Source organism: Stenotrophomonas sp. YAU14A_MKIMI4_1, assembly GCF_003086855.1.
Lineage (GTDB): Bacteria > Pseudomonadota > Gammaproteobacteria > Xanthomonadales > Xanthomonadaceae > Stenotrophomonas.
The window spans coordinates 1,019,847-1,036,182 of record NZ_CP025998.1 but is presented as its reverse complement, the minus strand read 5'-3'; the positions used below and the strand labels follow the sequence as shown (position 1 = coordinate 1,036,182).

General features: G+C 67.4%; 14 protein-coding genes and 6 tRNA genes. 7 read left to right on the top strand and 13 right to left on the bottom strand.

Features of this window, described 5'->3' with window-relative positions; translation table 11 throughout:
- Nucleotides 1-157 precede the first annotated feature (157 nt).
- On the top strand, nucleotides 158-862 hold the full coding sequence (locus C1931_RS04665; RefSeq protein WP_108752324.1) for a protein phosphatase 2C domain-containing protein: 705 nt from the start codon (nucleotides 158-160) through the stop codon (nucleotides 860-862).
- A gap of 129 nt (nucleotides 863-991) precedes the next feature.
- Here C1931_RS04665 and dnaQ read toward each other — a convergent pair whose 3' ends face one another.
- From dnaQ to C1931_RS04650, 3 genes are read right to left on the bottom strand one after another with little or no spacing between them, the layout of a single operon-like run.
- Nucleotides 992-1,720, bottom strand: coding sequence for a DNA polymerase III subunit epsilon (dnaQ, locus tag C1931_RS04660; protein ID WP_108748724.1), 729 nt, complete (start codon nucleotides 1,718-1,720; stop codon nucleotides 992-994).
- 4 nt (nucleotides 1,721-1,724) lie between these two features.
- On the bottom strand, nucleotides 1,725-2,177 hold the full coding sequence (rnhA, locus tag C1931_RS04655; RefSeq protein WP_108748723.1) for a ribonuclease HI: 453 nt from the start codon (nucleotides 2,175-2,177) through the stop codon (nucleotides 1,725-1,727).
- 12 nt (nucleotides 2,178-2,189) lie between these two features.
- The gene (locus C1931_RS04650) at nucleotides 2,190-2,834 is read right to left on the bottom strand and encodes a methyltransferase domain-containing protein (protein WP_108752322.1); all 645 of its coding nucleotides are present in this window, start codon (nucleotides 2,832-2,834) and stop codon (nucleotides 2,190-2,192) included.
- Nucleotides 2,835-2,845: 11 nt separating this feature from the next.
- On the opposite strand from C1931_RS04650, the gene gloB reads away from it, so the two are divergent.
- Together gloB and C1931_RS04640 are read left to right on the top strand one after the other, a co-directional pair.
- Nucleotides 2,846-3,610, top strand: a complete 765-nt coding sequence (gloB, locus tag C1931_RS04645; RefSeq protein ID WP_108752321.1) for a hydroxyacylglutathione hydrolase — start codon at nucleotides 2,846-2,848, stop codon at nucleotides 3,608-3,610.
- Complete coding sequence (locus C1931_RS04640) at nucleotides 3,607-4,809, top strand: lytic transglycosylase domain-containing protein (protein WP_108755532.1); 1,203 nt, start codon at nucleotides 3,607-3,609, stop codon at nucleotides 4,807-4,809. Before gloB ends, C1931_RS04640 begins: the two co-directional genes overlap by 4 nt.
- A gap of 170 nt (nucleotides 4,810-4,979) precedes the next feature.
- Here the strand turns inward: C1931_RS04640 and C1931_RS04635 are convergent, their stop codons facing one another.
- On the bottom strand, nucleotides 4,980-6,932 hold the full coding sequence (locus tag C1931_RS04635) for a peptidyl-prolyl cis-trans isomerase (protein WP_108755531.1): 1,953 nt from the start codon (nucleotides 6,930-6,932) through the stop codon (nucleotides 4,980-4,982).
- Nucleotides 6,933-7,145: 213 nt separating this feature from the next.
- On the opposite strand from C1931_RS04635, the gene C1931_RS04630 reads away from it, so the two are divergent.
- The 4 genes from C1931_RS04630 to C1931_RS04615 are packed head-to-tail and all read left to right on the top strand — an operon-like array spanning nucleotide 7,146 to nucleotide 11,062.
- Nucleotides 7,146-8,093: an NAD(P)-dependent oxidoreductase gene (locus C1931_RS04630; RefSeq protein ID WP_108755530.1), complete on the top strand. Its 948-nt coding sequence runs from the start codon at nucleotides 7,146-7,148 to the stop codon at nucleotides 8,091-8,093.
- Complete coding sequence (locus C1931_RS04625) at nucleotides 8,090-9,247, top strand: glycosyltransferase (RefSeq protein WP_108755529.1); 1,158 nt, start codon at nucleotides 8,090-8,092, stop codon at nucleotides 9,245-9,247. Before C1931_RS04630 ends, C1931_RS04625 begins: the two co-directional genes overlap by 4 nt.
- A complete protein-coding gene (locus C1931_RS04620; protein WP_108755528.1) occupies nucleotides 9,240-9,827 on the top strand; it encodes a hypothetical protein in 588 nt (195 codons plus the stop codon). The genes C1931_RS04625 and C1931_RS04620 overlap by 8 nt, the downstream gene beginning before the upstream one ends.
- Nucleotides 9,824-11,062: a nucleotide disphospho-sugar-binding domain-containing protein gene (locus tag C1931_RS04615; protein WP_108755527.1), complete on the top strand. Its 1,239-nt coding sequence runs from the start codon at nucleotides 9,824-9,826 to the stop codon at nucleotides 11,060-11,062. Before C1931_RS04620 ends, C1931_RS04615 begins: the two co-directional genes overlap by 4 nt.
- A gap of 105 nt (nucleotides 11,063-11,167) precedes the next feature.
- On the opposite strand, the gene C1931_RS04610 is transcribed toward C1931_RS04615, so the two are convergent.
- The 9 genes from C1931_RS04610 to clpX all read right to left on the bottom strand — a co-directional run bounded on the left by C1931_RS04610 (nucleotide 11,168) and on the right by clpX (nucleotide 16,268).
- Nucleotides 11,168-11,244: transfer RNA gene (locus C1931_RS04610), tRNA-Asp, on the bottom strand.
- A 29-nt stretch (nucleotides 11,245-11,273) separates the two neighbouring features.
- Nucleotides 11,274-11,350, bottom strand: a tRNA-Asp gene (locus tag C1931_RS04605).
- 40 nt (nucleotides 11,351-11,390) lie between these two features.
- Nucleotides 11,391-11,467, bottom strand: a tRNA-Asp gene (locus C1931_RS04600).
- 82 nt (nucleotides 11,468-11,549) lie between these two features.
- Nucleotides 11,550-11,626: transfer RNA gene (locus C1931_RS04595), tRNA-Asp, on the bottom strand.
- A gap of 79 nt (nucleotides 11,627-11,705) precedes the next feature.
- Nucleotides 11,706-11,782 (bottom strand) — tRNA-Asp (locus tag C1931_RS04590).
- 26 nt (nucleotides 11,783-11,808) lie between these two features.
- Nucleotides 11,809-11,883: transfer RNA gene (locus C1931_RS04585), tRNA-Val, on the bottom strand.
- A gap of 11 nt (nucleotides 11,884-11,894) precedes the next feature.
- Nucleotides 11,895-12,167 (bottom strand): HU family DNA-binding protein, encoded by a 273-nt coding sequence (locus C1931_RS04580; RefSeq protein WP_004146343.1) that lies wholly within the window; start codon nucleotides 12,165-12,167, stop codon nucleotides 11,895-11,897.
- A 218-nt stretch (nucleotides 12,168-12,385) separates the two neighbouring features.
- Nucleotides 12,386-14,836: an endopeptidase La gene (gene lon, locus C1931_RS04575; protein ID WP_108748714.1), complete on the bottom strand. Its 2,451-nt coding sequence runs from the start codon at nucleotides 14,834-14,836 to the stop codon at nucleotides 12,386-12,388.
- Nucleotides 14,837-14,978: 142 nt separating this feature from the next.
- Nucleotides 14,979-16,268, bottom strand: coding sequence for an ATP-dependent Clp protease ATP-binding subunit ClpX (gene clpX / locus C1931_RS04570; protein WP_108748713.1), 1,290 nt, complete (start codon nucleotides 16,266-16,268; stop codon nucleotides 14,979-14,981).
- Nucleotides 16,269-16,336 lie beyond the last annotated feature (68 nt).

The following is a 16,336-nucleotide window of genomic DNA, read 5'->3' as shown; positions in this document are numbered from 1 at the left end:
CGGCGAACCGGGGACGCGAATAATACGAGGAAGCGCGGCAGACCACAAGCCATTGCCGCACATCCGATGAAATATTTCTGACTGCATGCCTTGCCGGATGTCCGCTTGGCCGTGATGATGCCGTTCTCCCCGGCATCACCCTTCCCCAGCCCCCACCATGATCGAATTCGGACACCTCACCCACCCCGGCCTGCGCCGGGAGCTCAACGAAGACACCTATTACGGTGATGGCGAGCTGTCGCTGTGGCTGGTGGCCGACGGCATGGGCGGGCATGCCTGCGGCGAGGTGGCCAGCGCGCTGGCGCGCGAGACCATCGTGCGCGAAATCCGCCGCGGTGCGCCGCTGGCCCAGGCCATCCGCACCGCCGACGAGGAGATCATCCGCGCCTCGCGCCGCCGCAACGACACCCTGCCGATGGGTACCACGGTGGTTGCCGCGCGCGTGCAGGGCAACCGCTATGAGGTGGCCTGGGTGGGCGACAGCCGGGCCTACCTGTGGCGCGACGGGCAGCTGGCCCAGCTCAGCCAGGACCACAGCGTGGTGCAGGAACTGGTGGCGCAGGGCAACCTGACCGCCGAACAGGCCCGCGCCCACCCGCACCGCAACGTGGTGACCCAGGCGCTGGGCGTGACCGACCCGACCCACCTGAACGTGGCCACCACCAGTGGTGAACTGCGCCCGGGCATGCAGCTGCTGCTGTGCAGCGACGGCCTGACCGAGGAAGTGGACGACCGCGGAATTGCCCGCACCCTGGCCTACGACGACGCCAGCGCCCAGGAATGCGTGGACACCCTGGTCGCCGCCGCCCTCGACGGCGGCGGTTCGGACAACATCACCGTAATCCTGGTGCGCTGCCACTGATAGCCACGCATGGCGTGGCTCTACTGTAGATCCACGCCATGCGTGGATAAGACGAGAGTAGATCCACGCCATGCGTGGATACGGTGGTAGCGCCGGGCCATGCCCGGCGGCCACCACCACCCCCACCGCCTACGCGCTCGCCGCTTCTTCCACTTTCGGGCCATCCCACAACGCGTGGCCGGCCTTCTTGCGCAGGCGCTCCAGGCGGGCGGCATGGGCTTCCTGCTCGGACGGCGTGGCCACCACGCGCGGGCGCGGCAGCAGCGCACTGGTATCGAACGCCTGCAGCGCCGCCCCTGCCCCACCGCCCTCGTCGTCCAGACCGAAGCCGATCTCTTCCTGGCCCGAGGTCAGCGCGATGTACACATCACCCAGGATCTGCGCATCGAGCAGCGCGCCGTGCAGCGCGCGGTGCGAGTTGTCCACGCCCAGGCGCTTGCACAGGGCATCGAGCGAATTGCGCTGGCCCGGGAACCGCTCGCGCGCCAGTGCCAGGGTGTCGACCACGGTGCAGTGGTCGGTGATCCTGCCGTACTGCGGGCCCAGCAGCGACAGTTCGTTGTCCAGGAAGCCCAGATCGAACGCCGCGTTGTGGATGATCAGTTCGGCGCCCTTGATGAAGGCCAGGAACTCATCGGCCACCTCGGCGAAGGCGGGCTTGTCGTCCAGGAACTCCAGGGTCAGCCCGGTCACTTCCTGCGCGCCCTGCTCGAAATCGCAGTCGGGCTTCAGGTACTGGTGGTAGTTGTTGCCGGACGGGCGGCGCTTGAACAGCTCCACGCAGCCGATTTCGACAACGCGGTTGCCCTTCTTCCACTCCAGGCCGGTGGTTTCGGTATCGAGAATGATCTGACGCATGGGCTCAGTTTACCGGGCTGCCGTCGCGGATCTGGGTCGCGGCGTTACGCGCCAGGGTATCCACGCGCTCGTTGTCCGGGTCACCGGAATGGCCCTTCACCCAGCGCCAGTCGATCTGGTGGCGCAGCGTGGCCGCGTGCAGGCGCTCCCACAGCTCGCGGTTCTTCACCGGGTCGCCGCCGGCGGTCTTCCAGTTCTTGCGGATCCACCCCGCCATCCACTGGGTCAGGCCCTGGCGCACGTACTGCGAATCGGTGAACAGCACGATGTTGCATGGCTCGGTCAGCGTTTCCAGCGCACAGATGGCCGCCATCAGCTCCATCCGGTTGTTGGTGGTGTGCGCTTCGCCGCCACTGAGTTCACGTTCGTGCCCCTTGTAGCGCAGCAGCGCGGCCCAGCCGCCGGGACCGGGATTGCCCAGGCAGGAACCGTCGGTGTGGATTTCAATGGTTTTCAATACAACTCCAGATCAGGTGGCTACGGTGCCGTGCCAGCGCACCGGCAGCGGGGTCGGCCCTGGCAGGGCCAGCGTACGTTTTTGGGCATGGAACAGGCAGGCCGCCCGCAGCGGCGCCCAGCCGGGGCGCGCGCGGCTGCCCGGGCCCTGCCACAGCGGCCCCAGGTAGCGTGTCTGCCCACAGTCCAGCCCGTGCCGGTCCAGCAGCTGGCGCAGGCGCTGCGGGGTGCGCACCACCAGGCCGTGCTGGCGCCAGCGCGCCCGGTAGGGGCTGAACGGGTTGAGGCTGGTCAGCCACAGGTGTCCACCGGGCATCAGCACCCGCTCACATTCGTCCAGCAGGGCATCGGCGTCGGCGGCGGTCACGTGCTGCAGCACGATCGCGTTCACGCTCTCGTTGGCCAGCGGCAACGGCAGCGCGCAGCGGGTATCACCGGCGTAGCCCTGGCCTGTGCGGTACAGGCGCAGGCCACGCCCGGCGGCCTGCGCGTCCTGCAGCCAGGCCGGGCTGGGCGCGATCCACAACCAGGGTTGCACCGGCAGCGCGGCCAGCTGCGGCAGCAGCAGCTGCCGTTCCAGCACGCGCAGCGGCTGCGCCGGCTCGCTGTCGAACCAGGGCACCAGGCTCGCTTGACGGTGGCTCTGCAGCAGGGGCATGGTCCAATTCTATGCGACTGACTGCCCTGCCCGCATTTGCGGATAACTACATCTGGATGTTGACGGCCGACGACGGCGCCGCGGTCGTGATCGACCCTGGCGATGCCGCGCCGGTACTGGCGCTGGCCGACCAGGGCCTGCGCGTGGACACCATCCTGCTCACCCACCACCACGACGATCACATCGGCGGCGTGCCCGCGCTGCAAGCGCGTTTTCCCGGCGTGCGGGTGGTCGCCCCGGTGGAAGAACGCATTCCCACGGCCACCGAGCGGGTGGGCGAAGGTGAACGCGTTCAGGCACTGGGGCAGATGTTCCACGTACTATCCGTGCCCGGGCACACCCGCAGCCACATCGCGTTTCACACCGCTGAACAGCTTTTCAGCGGCGATTCGTTGTTCAGCCTGGGCTGTGGACGCCTGTTCGAAGGTACGCCGTCCCAGCTGCTGGCATCGATGCGCAGGCTGGGTGCCCTGCCCGCGCAACTGCTGTTGTGTTGCGCCCACGAGTACACCGTGTCAAATGCCGTCTTCGCGCGGCATGTCGACCCCGCCAACGCTGCGTTGCTGCAGCGCCAAGAGGAGGCTTTGGCCATGCGCCGCGATGACCGTTCCACCCTGCCGGTAACCCTGGCCAACGAGCTCGACTGCAATCCGTTCCTGCGTACGCATACCGCGCCGATCCGCGCGGCGGTGTCGGCGCACCTGGGGCGCGAGGTCGTGGACGACGTCGACGTCATGGCCGGTCTCCGGCACTGGAAAGACGGCTTCCGCGCATGATGCGCCGAAGTCTGACGCTGGCCCTGGGGCTTGCCCTGGGGTTGGCCGGGAACGCGGGCGCGCAGTCGCTGGGCGCCGGCATCAGCCAGAACCTGACCGCCGCCGCCGCGGTGCCACTGGACCCGACGGCCCTGCCGGCGGCCAGCGTGCGCAACGGCCAGGACATCTTCACCAGCTTCCGCGACGGCCTGGCCGAGCCCACCTGCGACGCCGAGGCCACCAGCCCGCGCTGGCAGAAGCAGTTCGCCCACGCCCCCTCGCGCCTGGCCAACCAGGACGATGACGCCCTGGTGCTGTTCGGCTATGTAGTCGAAGAACTGCGCAAGGCCAACCTGCCCACCGAATTCGCGCTGATCCCGTTCGTGGAAAGTGGGTACCGCCCCAATGCCCGCAACGGCAGCGGCCCCACCGGCCTGTGGCAGTTCATCGCCACCACCGCGCGCAACCATCGCGTGCCGATGTCCAACGGCTACGACGGCCGCCTGTCGGCGGTGGAATCGACCCAGGCGGCGGTGCGCTACCTGAAGACCCTGCACGGCATGTTCGGCGGCGACTGGCGCCTGGCCACCATGGCCTACAACGCCGGCGAGTACCGGGTGCTGCAGTCGATGCGCAAGGCCGGCATGAACGCACAGAACGCCAAGCCCGCCGCCCTGCCCGGCCTGTCGCCGGTCACCCATGCGTATGTGGAAAAGCTGCATGCGCTGGCCTGCGTGCTGGAGAACGTGGAAGACCAGCCGGGCGTGATGGCCTCGCTGGACCGTACCGTGCCGGTGCTGAAGGACCACACGCTGCCGGCCGGCACCACGGTGCAGCAGTGGGCCGCGCAGCGGTCGCTGGACCCGGCCCGCATCGCCCGCCTGAACCCCGGCCTGGCCGCAGGCAAGCGCCCGAGCGGCAACGCCCGGGTACTGGCGCCGGTTTCGGCCGCCAATGCCAGCGTGCTGGACGCCGCGGCCGCCGTGGCCGCTACGGCGGCTACTGAAGCGCCCATCGCCACGCCTGCGCCGCAGGTGGCCCGTACCGTGGCCAGCGCCGCCGACCGCCCGCGCAGCCGCCGCCACACCGTACGCAACGGCGAATCGGCCTGGACCATCGCCCGCCGCTACGGCATGCCGGTGAAGGCACTGCTGTCGTTGAACGGCCTGAGCGGCAGCAGCGTGCTGAAGCCCGGCGCCGTACTGCGCGTGGAAGACTGACAACGCCCCGGTAGAGTTGAGCGTTGCTCGACTGCGCGCCCCGGTAGAGTCGAGCGTTGCTCGACTGCTTCAGTCGAGCAAGCTCGACTCTACGAAGCCCGCCCCCCCGCGGCACACAACAAAAAAGGCCCGGCATTGCCGGGCCTTTTCGTTCTGCGCGCCGCCCTGGGTTACAGGTTGGCTTCGGTGGTCTGCACCACGAACTTCTTGCGCATGGCTTCCACGAAGGCCTTGGCCGCAGCGGCGCCATCGATCTGGGCCAACTGGTCCTTCAGCTGCTTCTGCTGCTCGGCGGTCACTTCCTTCACGTCACCCGGGGTGACCTTGTCCACCACGAACACCAGCGCGTGGCCATTCACGTCAATCTTGCCGTAGCTCGGCTTGCCCTCGGTCGGCACCGGCGCGCTGAAGATGGCGCGGTGGATGTCCGGAGTCGGCACCGGCTGGCTGCGCGGCAGGCCCGGCATCGGGCTGACCTGCAGCTTCTCGCTGGCAGCCAGCGACTGCAGGCTGGCGCCGCCCTTCAGCTTGGCCAGCAGAGCGTCGGCGGCCTTGTCGCTGACCTGGCGCTGGCGGTCGGCGCGGATGGCCGCAATCACCTGCTCACGGGCCTTGTCCAGCGGCAGCGCCTGTTCCGGGGTGTGCGCGGCCACACGGATCACCACGCTGTGGTTGCTGCTGCCACCCACGGCGATCGGATCGCTGGAGGTGCCATCCTGCACGCGCACGTCGGAGAACGCATCGCGCAGCACGGCCGGGTCGGCCACCACGCCACTGGCGGTAGCGCGGGTGATCACGCCGGTGGTCTGCAGCGGCAGGCCCACTTCCTTGGCGGCGGCGGCCAGATCGCTCGGGCTCTTGTTGATGGCATCGACCAGGCGGCTGGCCAGTTCGTTGAAGCCGCGCTCGCCATCGGCCTTCAGCTGCTCGGCGGCCAGGGTGTCACGCACTTCCTCGAACGACTTGCCTTCGCCACCACGCACCGCGGCGACCTTGATGACGTGGTAACCGAAATCGGTCTTCACCGGGCCGACGATCTCGCCGGCCTTGGCGGCGAACAGGGCATCTTCGAACGGCTTCACCATCGCGCCGCGTTCCACCCAGCCCAGGTCACCGCCCTGGTCCTTGGAACCGGGGTCCTGCGAATTGGCCTTGGCCAGCGCGGCGAAGTCAGCGCCACCCTTGGCTTCGGCGGCCAGCTTGGCGGCCTTGGCTTCGGCACCGTCGCCGGTCAGCAGGATGTGCGCGGCCTGGCGCTGTTCCGGCGCCACGAACTTGGCCTTCTCTTCTTCATAGCGCTTGCGCAGGGCAGCTTCGTCGGCGGCGGCCGGGGCCGGCAGGTTGGCGCCATTCACTTCGACGAATTCCAGCGAGACCGATTCGGCCTGGCGGAAATCCTTGCCGTGGCTGTCGTACCACTGCTTGATCTGCGCGTCGGTCACCGGCGCGGTATCGGCCGGCACTTCCGGCAGACCCACCAGCTGCACGTCGCGGGTTTCACCCAGCAGCTTCAGCAGGCGCTCGGTCTCGGCCTGGGTAACGAAGCCCGAGTTCTGCAGGCCCGACGGAATGACCGACTGCTGCAGGCTGTCACGCACCAGTTCCTGGAACTGGGTAGGCGTGCGCGGCGGGTTGCCGGTCTGCAGGGCCAGGCGGTAGTTGGCTTCGCTGAACTTGCCATCCTGGCCCAGGAAGGCCGGGATGGTCATGATGTACTCGCGCACCGCGCCGTCGCCAATGACGACACCGGCCTGTTCACCGACCAGGCGAACGACCTGCTCGTCCACCAGCTGATCGAGCACGGCCAGCTTGTTCTCGGTGCTTTCAAACGCACGCGGGTCGAAGTCTTCACCCTGCTGCTGGCGGGCGCGCATGCGCTCCTGCTCGAAGCGGGTGCGGAAATCCTGCGAACTGATCTCGTGGTGCTGCCACAGCATGCGCACCGGCCACCACGACGGCGCCGAGCGCCACCAGGTCGGCGGTGCCGAAACCTTGGCCACGTTCTGCGCGCCGACACCACCGAGGTAGCTGTTGTCGATCACGAACAGGAACGGAATCATCAGCAGCCCCAGGATCACAGTGACGATCCAGCCTGAGGTCTTGTCGCGGAGTTTCTGCAGCATGGTGAGGAATCACATGGCCTGATTGGCGAGCCCGGCAGTGTAACCCGCTTCGCCGCAGGCACCAAAAACGGCCGCAAGGCAGGCGGCACAAGCCTCTGCGGCAGGTCGCCGTGCCCCGGCATGGCTGCCGCAGCCGTCATTGCGCATACTGGCCGCCCCGGCAGGCACACGACCTGCGTTCGGCCCGCGGCAAGGGCGGAGGAAACCACGCCCATGCGCATCCTGGTCACCGGCGCGTCCGGCTTCATCGGCGGCGCCCTGCTGCGCCGCCTGGCCGCGCTGCCGCAGGTGCAGGCGCTGGGCGTCGGCCGCCGCCCGCTGGACCGGCCTGACTACGTGCAGGCGGACCTGCGGCAGCCGCTGCACCTGTCGTTCCGGCCCGACGTGGTGGTGCATGCGGCGGCCCTGGCAGCGCCCTGGGCCAGCGCGGCGCAGTATCGGCAGCACAACGTGGACGCCACCGCGCAGGTCATCGCCTTCTGCCAGGCCAACGGCCTGCCGCGCCTGCTGCACCTGTCCACTACGGCGGTGTTCTACCGCGCCGCACACCAGTACGACCTGGACGAGGCCAGCCCGATCGGCCCGGCCTTCCTGAACGACTACGCGCGCAGCAAGGCGGCAGCCGAGGCGCTGGTATCGGCCTATCCGGGGCCGCACTGCATCCTGCGCCCGCGCGCGGTGTTCGGCCCGGGCGACACCCTGCTGATGCCGCGCCTGCTGGACGCCGCCCGTCGCGGGGCGCTGCCACGGCTGGTCAGCGCCGGCGGGCCACCGCTGATCGACCTGATCCACATCGACACCCTGGTGGAGTACCTGCTGCGGGCCATCCAGGCGCCTCGGCTGGCCCCGGCCTACAACCTGACCAATGCGCAGCCGGTGGATCTGCAGGCCCTGCTGCAGCGCCTGCTGGCCGCGTTGGAGCTGCCACCGCTGGGCCGCCGCCTGCCCACCGGTGTGGCGCTGGCCGGCGCCGGCGCGCTGGAAGGCGCCTGGCGCCTGCTGCGTCTGCGCGGCGAGCCGCCCATCACCCGCTTCGGCGTGGCCGCATTTGCCTATTCCAAGACCTTCAACCCGCAGCGCATGCTGGCCGATCTGGGCCCGCCCCTGCTGGGCATGGAGACCGCCATCGAACGCCTCATCCACGAGCAGCGTGCGCAATGAACACCGTGACCCTCGCCAGCGCCGCGGTCGCACTGGCCTACCTGCTGCTGCTCGCCCTGAAGGCAACGGGGGCGATGCGCGTGCTGCGGCAACGACCGCCCGGCACCCACAGCCGCTTCGATGGCCACGGCGTGGCGATCCTGCAGCCGATCCTGGGCGGTGACCCACTGCTGGCCCAGGTGCTGGCGGCGAACCTGCAGGCGCTGCCCGGCGCGCATTTCCACTGGCTGCTGGATGAAGCCGATGCGCTGGGGCGGGCGGCGGCGGCGCAGCTGTGTGCGCAGTACCCCGACCACCTCATCACCTGCCTGCTGCACCCCGCGGCGCCGCAGGGCATCAATCCCAAGACCTTCAAACTCGATGGCGTATTGCCGCGCGTGCAGGAGCCGGTCGTGCTGGTGCTGGACGACGATGCGCGGCTGTCCGCAGCGGCGCTGGCACAGATGCTGGATGAGCTGCCGCACGCCGATCTGGTCACCGCCCTGCCCTGCTACCGCGACGACGCCCGTTTCGGCTCGCGATTGATGGCGCAGTTCGTCAACAACAACACCGCGCTGACCTACCTGGGCCTGCTGCCGTGGCTGGCGCCGCTGTCGATCAATGGCATGTGCTACGCACTGCAGACCGCGCGCCTGCGCGAACTGGGCGGCTTCGCGCCGCTGCGGCACATGCTGGCCGACGATCTGGCGCTGGCACGTGCCCTGCGCGACCAGGGCGCCCGCCTGCACCAGTCCACCGCCTGCGTGGAAGTGCAGACGCATGTGCCGACGCTGCAGCGCTACCGGCAGCAGATGCATCGCTGGATGTTGTTTGCGCTGCTGTTGCTGCGGGATGAATCGCGCCCGGTACGCGCCTTGATCGGGCTGCTGCACGGCCTGCCGCCGCTGCTGCTGTGGGCGGTGCTGCTGCTGGCGGCGTGGCCACCGCTGGGGGCACCAGCACTGATCGCGGCCGCCGTGCTGCTGCTGCGTGCGGCGGTACTGATGCGGCTGCAGCGGCGCGCCAGTGGGCGCGTGCGCCATCGCCCCGTGCTGTCGGTGCTGGCCGAACTGCTGCAACCCCTGCACCTGCTGCACGCGACCTGCGTGCGGCGCATCCGCTGGCGTACCCATCTCTATCATGTGCGCGCCAATGACCGCTTCCACGATGCCTGAACCTGCCGCGCCGCCCATCCACCTGCAGATCGCCTTCCTGTGCGGGCAGAGTGATCCGGCGCGCTGCGCGCTCAGTCCGGCGCAACTGCAGTTCGGCCAGGCGCTGCTGGCACCTGGCCGGCGCCTGCATCCCTGCAACTTCCCCTACGACGCGCAGACAGCGCCGTTCCGGCGCGTGCCCTTGTTATCGGCGAGCTGGCACAACAGCCGCCAGTACCTGCGCTCACGCCAGCCAGCCTTCGCCCGCCGCCATGCTGCCGCGGTGACTGATCTGCTGCTCGCGGCGCCACACACGCTGTTGCTGGCCGGCAGCTGCGGGCTGGAACTGCTGGCCAACCTGCAGTTGCCGGCCGCACTGTCACAGCGTTTCAGCGTATTGGCCTATGGCCCTGTGGCGCGACACGCCCCGGCGGCCGCACGCCTGCAGGTGCTGGTGGGGCGACAGGACTGGATCTCCCGAGCCGGCTGGCGCGGCGCGCGACACTGGGTGCGCAGCGGCCACATGGATTACCTGCAACAGGCGCCGGTGCTGGCGCAGGCGCACGCGATGATTGCCCGCATCGAGCAGGCGTTGCCGTGAAGATCGAGCTGCTGGCACCGCCCTACAGCGGCCACCTGCATCCACTGCTGGCCATCGCCCGGCAACTGCAGGCGCAACACCAGGTAACGGTGCTGAGTACGCCCGGCGCGCAACCGGCGATTGCCGCCAGTGGGCTGTGCGGCGATGTGCTGCTGTCGGCCGCGCACGAAGCGGCGCTGTGGCAGATCGCCAATCCCGGCGTGGCGGTGAAGGCCAACCCGCTGCGCATGCACGCGCAGCTGCGCCAGGCCCTGCAGTTGATGGCGCAGATGCGGCACGCGCTGCAGCAGCGCTGGGCCGAGCAGCGGCCGGATCTGGTCATCGTTGACTTCACCCTGCCGCCGGCCGGCCTGCTGGCCGCCGAACTCGGCATCCGCTGGTGGACCAGCCTGCCCTCGCCGTGCGTGCTGGACTGCGCCGATGGGCCACCGCCCTACCTGGGCGGCATGTCGCCGCCGCGCACGGCGTGGCAGCGCGTGCAGCAGGCGGCGGGGCGGCAGATGATCCGCCTGTTCAAGCGCGGCGTGCATGCCTGGCAGCGCCCGGCGATGCGCCGCCTGGGCGTGCCTGCCATCTACCGCCGCGATGGCAGTGAACAGGTTTACTCCGATGAATGCATCCTGGCCCTGGGCGTGCCGGAACTGGAATTTCCGCGGCGCTGGCCGGCGGCGCTGCAGTTCATCGGGCCGATGCTGCATACCCCGCACAGCGAGCACGCAGCGCCACCGTTCGTGGACGGCGCGCGACACCTGCTGGTGACCGCAGGCACGCATCAGGACTGGGTCAAACCACGACTGGCCGAGGCTGCCGCCGCATTGGCGCGGCAGTACCCGCACTGGCAGGTGCACGTCAGCCAGGGGCACCAGCACGATCTGTCCACGCGCGCGCAGCCGCTGCCGAACCTGCACCTGCTGCCCTTCGTCGATTACGCGCGCCATCTGCCGCGCTACGACCGGGTGCTGCACCATGGCGGCGCCGGGGTGATGTACCACGCGTTGCGCGCGGGCATTCCGGCGCTGGTGTATCCGCTGGATTACGACCAGTTCGACCACGCCGCACGCCTGCACGCTGCCGGTGCCGGGCTGTGGCTGCGGCGGCTGGAGGATCTGCCGGCGCTGTTCGCGCAGGCGTTGCAGGCCGATGCATTTCCGGGGCTGCCCGCGCTGCAGGCGTCGGTGCAGCGGCATATGGCCGCGCAGGCGGTGCTGGACCGCGTCGCATCGCTTGAACGCTAGCACCTGGCCACGCCCGGCGGACACGTGCATGCACACACCCCGAAAAAGCAAAATGCCCGCGGGTCCAGGACCGACGGGCATCTTCGATGACACTTCAAACTCTGCTGGCGGAGCGGACGGGACTCGAACCCGCGACCTCCGGCGTGACAGGCCAGCATTCTAACCAGCTGAACTACCGCTCCACATAGGCAGAACTTGTTGGGATCCGGGATGGCGGAGCGGACGGGACTCGAACCCGCGACCTCCGGCGTGACAGGCCAGCATTCTAACCAGCTGAACTACCGCTCCACGACAAACTTCGGATACCCCTTGAAACCAGTTCACAACTTGGCGGAGCGGACGGGACTCGAACCCGCGACCTCCGGCGTGACAGGCCAGCATTCTAACCAGCTGAACTACCGCTCCACGTTGTCGTAAACCTTTCTGCTTCCCCCGGCCGGGGCCGGGAAGGAAACAAGGCGCCCGGTTGCCCGGAAGCCTTTGCAACTGGCGGAGCGGACGGGACTCGAACCCGCGACCTCCGGCGTGACAGGCCAGCATTCTAACCAGCTGAACTACCGCTCCAGTTTCTACTGCAGTTCTCCCCGGGCCGAAGCCTGGAAGAAAACAAAGCCCCCAGTTGCCCGGGGGCCTCGCGTTGAAGTGGCGGAGCGGACGGGACTCGAACCCGCGACCTCCGGCGTGACAGGCCAGCATTCTAACCAGCTGAACTACCGCTCCACACTCAAACTTTTACTACGGTGCTGTGGTGGGTGCTGAGGGTTTCGAACCCCCGACCCTCTCCGTGTAAAGGAGACGCTCTACCGCTGAGCTAAGCACCCCAGCGAGCCGCTTAGTTTACAGCATCCTTCAGGGCCTTACCAGCCTTGAACGACGGATTCTTCGAAGCAGCGATCTTGATGGTGTCGCCGGTCTTCGGGTTGCGGCCGGTACGGGCGGCACGGTCGCGCACCTGGAAGGTACCGAAGCCAACCAAGGTGACCGCATCGCCGTCCTTCAGCGCCTTGGTGACGGCGGCAACGACAGCATCGACAGCGCGGCTGGACTCGGCCTTGGTCAGGTCGGCGGCTTCAGCAACGGCATCGATCAATTCGGTCTTGTTCATTCTTTACAGCTCCTTTGGCGGTGGGTTCCGCTTATTCGACAGGGAAGCAACCGCACGCCATCTGCGCACGGCCGCCATGTGGAAACGGTTCGCCGAATTCAGCGATCAGCGATTGCGATCACTCATTCGCGAGTGCTGCTTTTATACCAGCGGCCCTACCCCCACGCAAGCCGGAAAGCCAGCAACGACGCGGGTTTCGAGCATTTCGACAGCGCGCGTCAGTGCTTGACGCGCGCGTTCGAAGCCGGTTTGCCCTTGCCACGCACCGTGACGCGCTGCGCACTCTTGCGTGCCTTCTTCGGGGCCAGCGGACGCTCCAGGGCCAGGTCGAGCACTTCCTCGATGTACTTCACCGGCACGATCTGCAGATCGCGGGTGACGTTGGCCGGAATGTCCGCCAGATCCTTGCGGTTCTCCTCGGGAATGATGACCGTGCGGATACCGCCACGCAGTGCGGCCAGCAGCTTTTCCTTCAGGCCACCGATGGCGGTGACGCGACCACGCAGGGTGATCTCACCGGTCATCGCCACGTCCGCACGCACCGGCACCTTGGTCAGCATCGACACCAGCGAGGTGACCATGGCTGCACCGGCACTGGGGCCGTCCTTCGGGGTGGCACCGTCGGGCACGTGCACGTGCACGTCGTGCTTCTGCAGGAAGTCGCCATCGATGCCGAAGCCGTCGGCGCGCGAACGCACCACCGACAGCGCCGCCGAGGCCGATTCCTTCATCACGTTGCCCAGCTGGCCCGTCAGGATCAGCTGGCCCTTGCCCGGCACCAGGGTCGATTCGATCTGCAGCAGATCACCGCCCACTTCGGTCCAGGCCAGGCCGGTGACCAGGCCGATCTCGTTTTCTTCTTCGGCGCGACCGAAGTCGAAGCGACGCACGCCCAGGTACTTGTCCAGGTTCTTGCTGGTCACGCTGACCAGCGCCTTGGACTTCTTCGCACCCTTCTTCGGCTTGGCCGCCTGCGGGCCGGCAAGCGCGATTTCCTTCACCACCTTGCGGCAGATCTTGGCGATCTCGCGTTCCAGGTTGCGCACGCCCGATTCGCGCGTGTAGTAGCGCACGATGTCCTGGATCGCATCGCTGCCGATCTCCAGCTCTTCCGGCTTCAGGCCGTTGGCCTTGATCTGCTTCGGCGACAGGTAACGGGTAGCGATGTTGAGCTTCTCATCCTCGGTGTAGCCGGGGATGCGGATCACTTCCATGCGGTCCAGCAGCGGGCCGGGAATGTTCAGCGAATTGGACGTGGCCACGAACATCACTTCGGACAGGTCCAGGTCCACTTCCAGGTAGTGGTCGTTGAAGGCGTTGTTCTGCTCCGGATCGAGCACTTCCAGCAGCGCCGACGACGGATCGCCACGGAAGTCCATCGACATCTTGTCGATCTCATCGAGCACGAACAGCGGGTTCTTGCTGCCGACCTTGTTGAGGTTCTGCACGATGCGGCCCGGCATGGAACCGACATAGGTGCGACGGTGGCCGCGGATCTCGGCCTCGTCGCGCACGCCGCCCAGCGACATGCGCACGAACTTGCGGTTGGTGGCCTTGGCGATGGACTGCCCCAACGAGGTCTTGCCCACGCCCGGCGGGCCGACCAGGCACAGGATCGGGCCCTTCATCTGCTTCACCCGCGACTGCACCGCCAGGTATTCCAAAATGCGGTCCTTGACCTTCTCCAGACCGTAGTGGTCGGCGTCCAAGGTGTCCTGCGCGGCCTTCAGGTCCTTGCGCACCTTGGTGCGCTTCTTCCACGGCACGCCCAGCAGCCATTCCAGGTAGTTGCGCACGACGGCCGCTTCGGCCGACATCGGCGACATCTGCTTGAGCTTGTTCAGTTCGTTGCGCGCCTTGGCTTCCACCGCCTTGGGCATGCCGGCTTCGGCGATCTTGCGGGCCAGCTCTTCCAGCTCGCCCGGCGCATCGTCCAGGTCACCCAGTTCTTTCTGGATGGCCTTCATCTGTTCGTTGAGGTAGTACTCGCGCTGGCTCTTTTCCATCTGCGACTTCACGCGGCCGCGGATGCGCTTTTCCATCTGCTGCACGTCGATCTCGCCGTCGACCAGGCCGACCAGCATTTCCAGGCGCTCGCCCACGGCCAGCGTTTCCAGCAGGCGCTGCTTGTCGGCCAGGCGCACGCTGATGTGCGCGGCGATGGTGTCGGCCAGGCGCGCCGGCTCGTCAATGCCGGCCAGGGTCTGCAGCAGTTCCGGCGGCAGCTTGCGGTTGGTCTTCACGTACTGCTCGAACAGCGACATCAGCGAGCGGGCGATCGCCTCGATCTCGCGCGGTTCGCGTGCGTCTTCGGCCTCGATCTCCACGGCCTGGCCGTGCAGCGAACCGTCGCGCTCGTCGACGTGGGTGACCTGTACGCGCGACAGGCCTTCGACCAGCACCTTGATGGTGCCGTCGGGCAGCTTCAGCAGCTGCAGCACCTGCGCCAGGGTACCGACCTGGTACAGGTCGGCCGCGTGCGGGTCGTCGGTTTCGGCGGACTTCTGCGCCAGCAGCAGGATGCGCTTGTCTGCCTCCATTGCCTGTTCGAGCGCGTGCATGGACTTGTCACGGCCGACGAACAGCGGAATGACCATGTGCGGGAACACCACTACGTCGCGCAGCGGCAGGACCGGCAGGTCGAGGGTCTCACTTGGGGAACGGGCCATGGGGGCTCCAGGGAAGGGGAAAACCGTCTCCGGGAGGGCATCTTCCGGAGACAAAAAAAGCCGATGGCCCCGTTATGGGGCCATCGGCTTTCAGATGCAAGGCGTTCGTGAAAACTACTTTCAAATCAGCAGCTTGATAGCGTCACTCGGCGCCTGCGGCCTTCTGTTCAGGGGCCGCCGGGGTCTGGTAGATCAGGTACGGCTCGGACTTGTGTTCGATCACCGATTCGTCCACCACCACCTTGCTGACGTTTTCCTGCGACGGCAGGTCGTACATGGTGTCCAGCAGGACCGATTCGACGATGGTACGCAGGCCACGGGCACCGGTCTTGCGCTTCAGCGCCTTGCGGGCAATGGCCGACAGGGCATCCGGGCGGAACTCCAGCTCCACGTTCTCCATCTCGAACAGCTTCTTGAACTGCTTGGTGATGGCGTTCTTGGGCTCGGTCAGGATCTTGATCAGGGCCGGCTCGTCCAGCTCTTCCAGGGTCGCCACCACCGGCAGGCGGCCGACGAACTCGGGAATGAGACCGAACTTGATCAGGTCTTCCGGCTCGACTTCAGCCAGCACCTTGCCCACTTCCTGCTTGCGCTCGCTGCTCTTCACCTTGGCGCCGAAGCCGATGCCGCCAGCGTCGTTGGAGCGCTGCTGGATCACCTTGTCCAGGCCGGCGAACGCGCCGCCGCAGATGAACAGGATGTTCTTGGTGTCCACCTGCAGGAATTCCTGCTGCGGATGCTTGCGCCCGCCCTGCGGCGGCACGCTGGCCACGGTGCCTTCGATCAGCTTCAGCAGGGCCTGCTGCACGCCTTCGCCGGACACATCGCGGGTGATCGACGGGTTCTCGCTCTTGCGCGAGATCTTGTCGATTTCATCGATGTAGACGATGCCCTGCTGTGCCTTCTCGACGTCGTAGTCGCACTTCTGCAGCAGCTTCTGGATGATGTTTTCCACGTCCTCGCCCACGTAACCGGCTTCGGTCAGCGTGGTGGCGTCGGCCATGGTGAACGGCACGTTGAGCAGGCGGGCCAGGGTTTCGGCCAGCAGCGTCTTGCCCGAACCGGTCGGGCCGACCAGCAGGATGTTCGACTTCGCCAGTTCGACGTCGTCGTTCTTCTGCCGGCTCTCGATGCGCTTGTAGTGGTTGTACACGGCCACGGCCAGGGTGCGCTTGGCGCGGTTCTGGCCGATCACGTACTGATCGAGCACCTCGAGGATCTCGCGCGGCTTGGGCAGCGAACTGCGCGCCGACTGCGCCTTTTCCTCAAGTTCCTCGCGGATGATGTCGTTGCACAGCTCTACGCATTCATCACAGATGAACACGCTCGGACCCGCAATCAGCTTGCGCACTTCATGCTGGCTCTTGCCGCAGAAAGAGCAGTAGAGGATCTTGCCGGTGTCCGTGGAACGACCTTGGCGGTCTTCGCTCATGCTTCGCTTACCCAGTTACCCCACCCGCTGAACGGGGGTTCGATTCGAGAATAGCACAGGGCCGGAGG

Coding starts and splice junctions, on each gene's coding strand:
- C1931_RS04665 (WP_108752324.1), top strand. CDS start 158: ATGATCGAATTCGGACACCTCACCCACCCCGGCCTGCGCCGGGAGCTC.
- dnaQ (WP_108748724.1), bottom strand. CDS start 1,720: ATGCGTCAGATCATTCTCGATACCGAAACCACCGGCCTGGAGTGGAAG.
- C1931_RS04650 (WP_108752322.1), bottom strand. CDS start 2,834: ATGCCCCTGCTGCAGAGCCACCGTCAAGCGAGCCTGGTGCCCTGGTTC.
- gloB (WP_108752321.1), top strand. CDS start 2,846: ATGCGACTGACTGCCCTGCCCGCATTTGCGGATAACTACATCTGGATG.
- C1931_RS04640 (WP_108755532.1), top strand. CDS start 3,607: ATGATGCGCCGAAGTCTGACGCTGGCCCTGGGGCTTGCCCTGGGGTTG.
- C1931_RS04635 (WP_108755531.1), bottom strand. CDS start 6,932: ATGCTGCAGAAACTCCGCGACAAGACCTCAGGCTGGATCGTCACTGTG.
- C1931_RS04630 (WP_108755530.1), top strand. CDS start 7,146: ATGCGCATCCTGGTCACCGGCGCGTCCGGCTTCATCGGCGGCGCCCTG.
- C1931_RS04625 (WP_108755529.1), top strand. CDS start 8,090: ATGAACACCGTGACCCTCGCCAGCGCCGCGGTCGCACTGGCCTACCTG.
- C1931_RS04620 (WP_108755528.1), top strand. CDS start 9,240: ATGCCTGAACCTGCCGCGCCGCCCATCCACCTGCAGATCGCCTTCCTG.
- C1931_RS04580 (WP_004146343.1), bottom strand. CDS start 12,167: ATGAACAAGACCGAATTGATCGATGCCGTTGCTGAAGCCGCCGACCTG.
- lon (WP_108748714.1), bottom strand. CDS start 14,836: ATGGCCCGTTCCCCAAGTGAGACCCTCGACCTGCCGGTCCTGCCGCTG.
- clpX (WP_108748713.1), bottom strand. CDS start 16,268: ATGAGCGAAGACCGCCAAGGTCGTTCCACGGACACCGGCAAGATCCTC.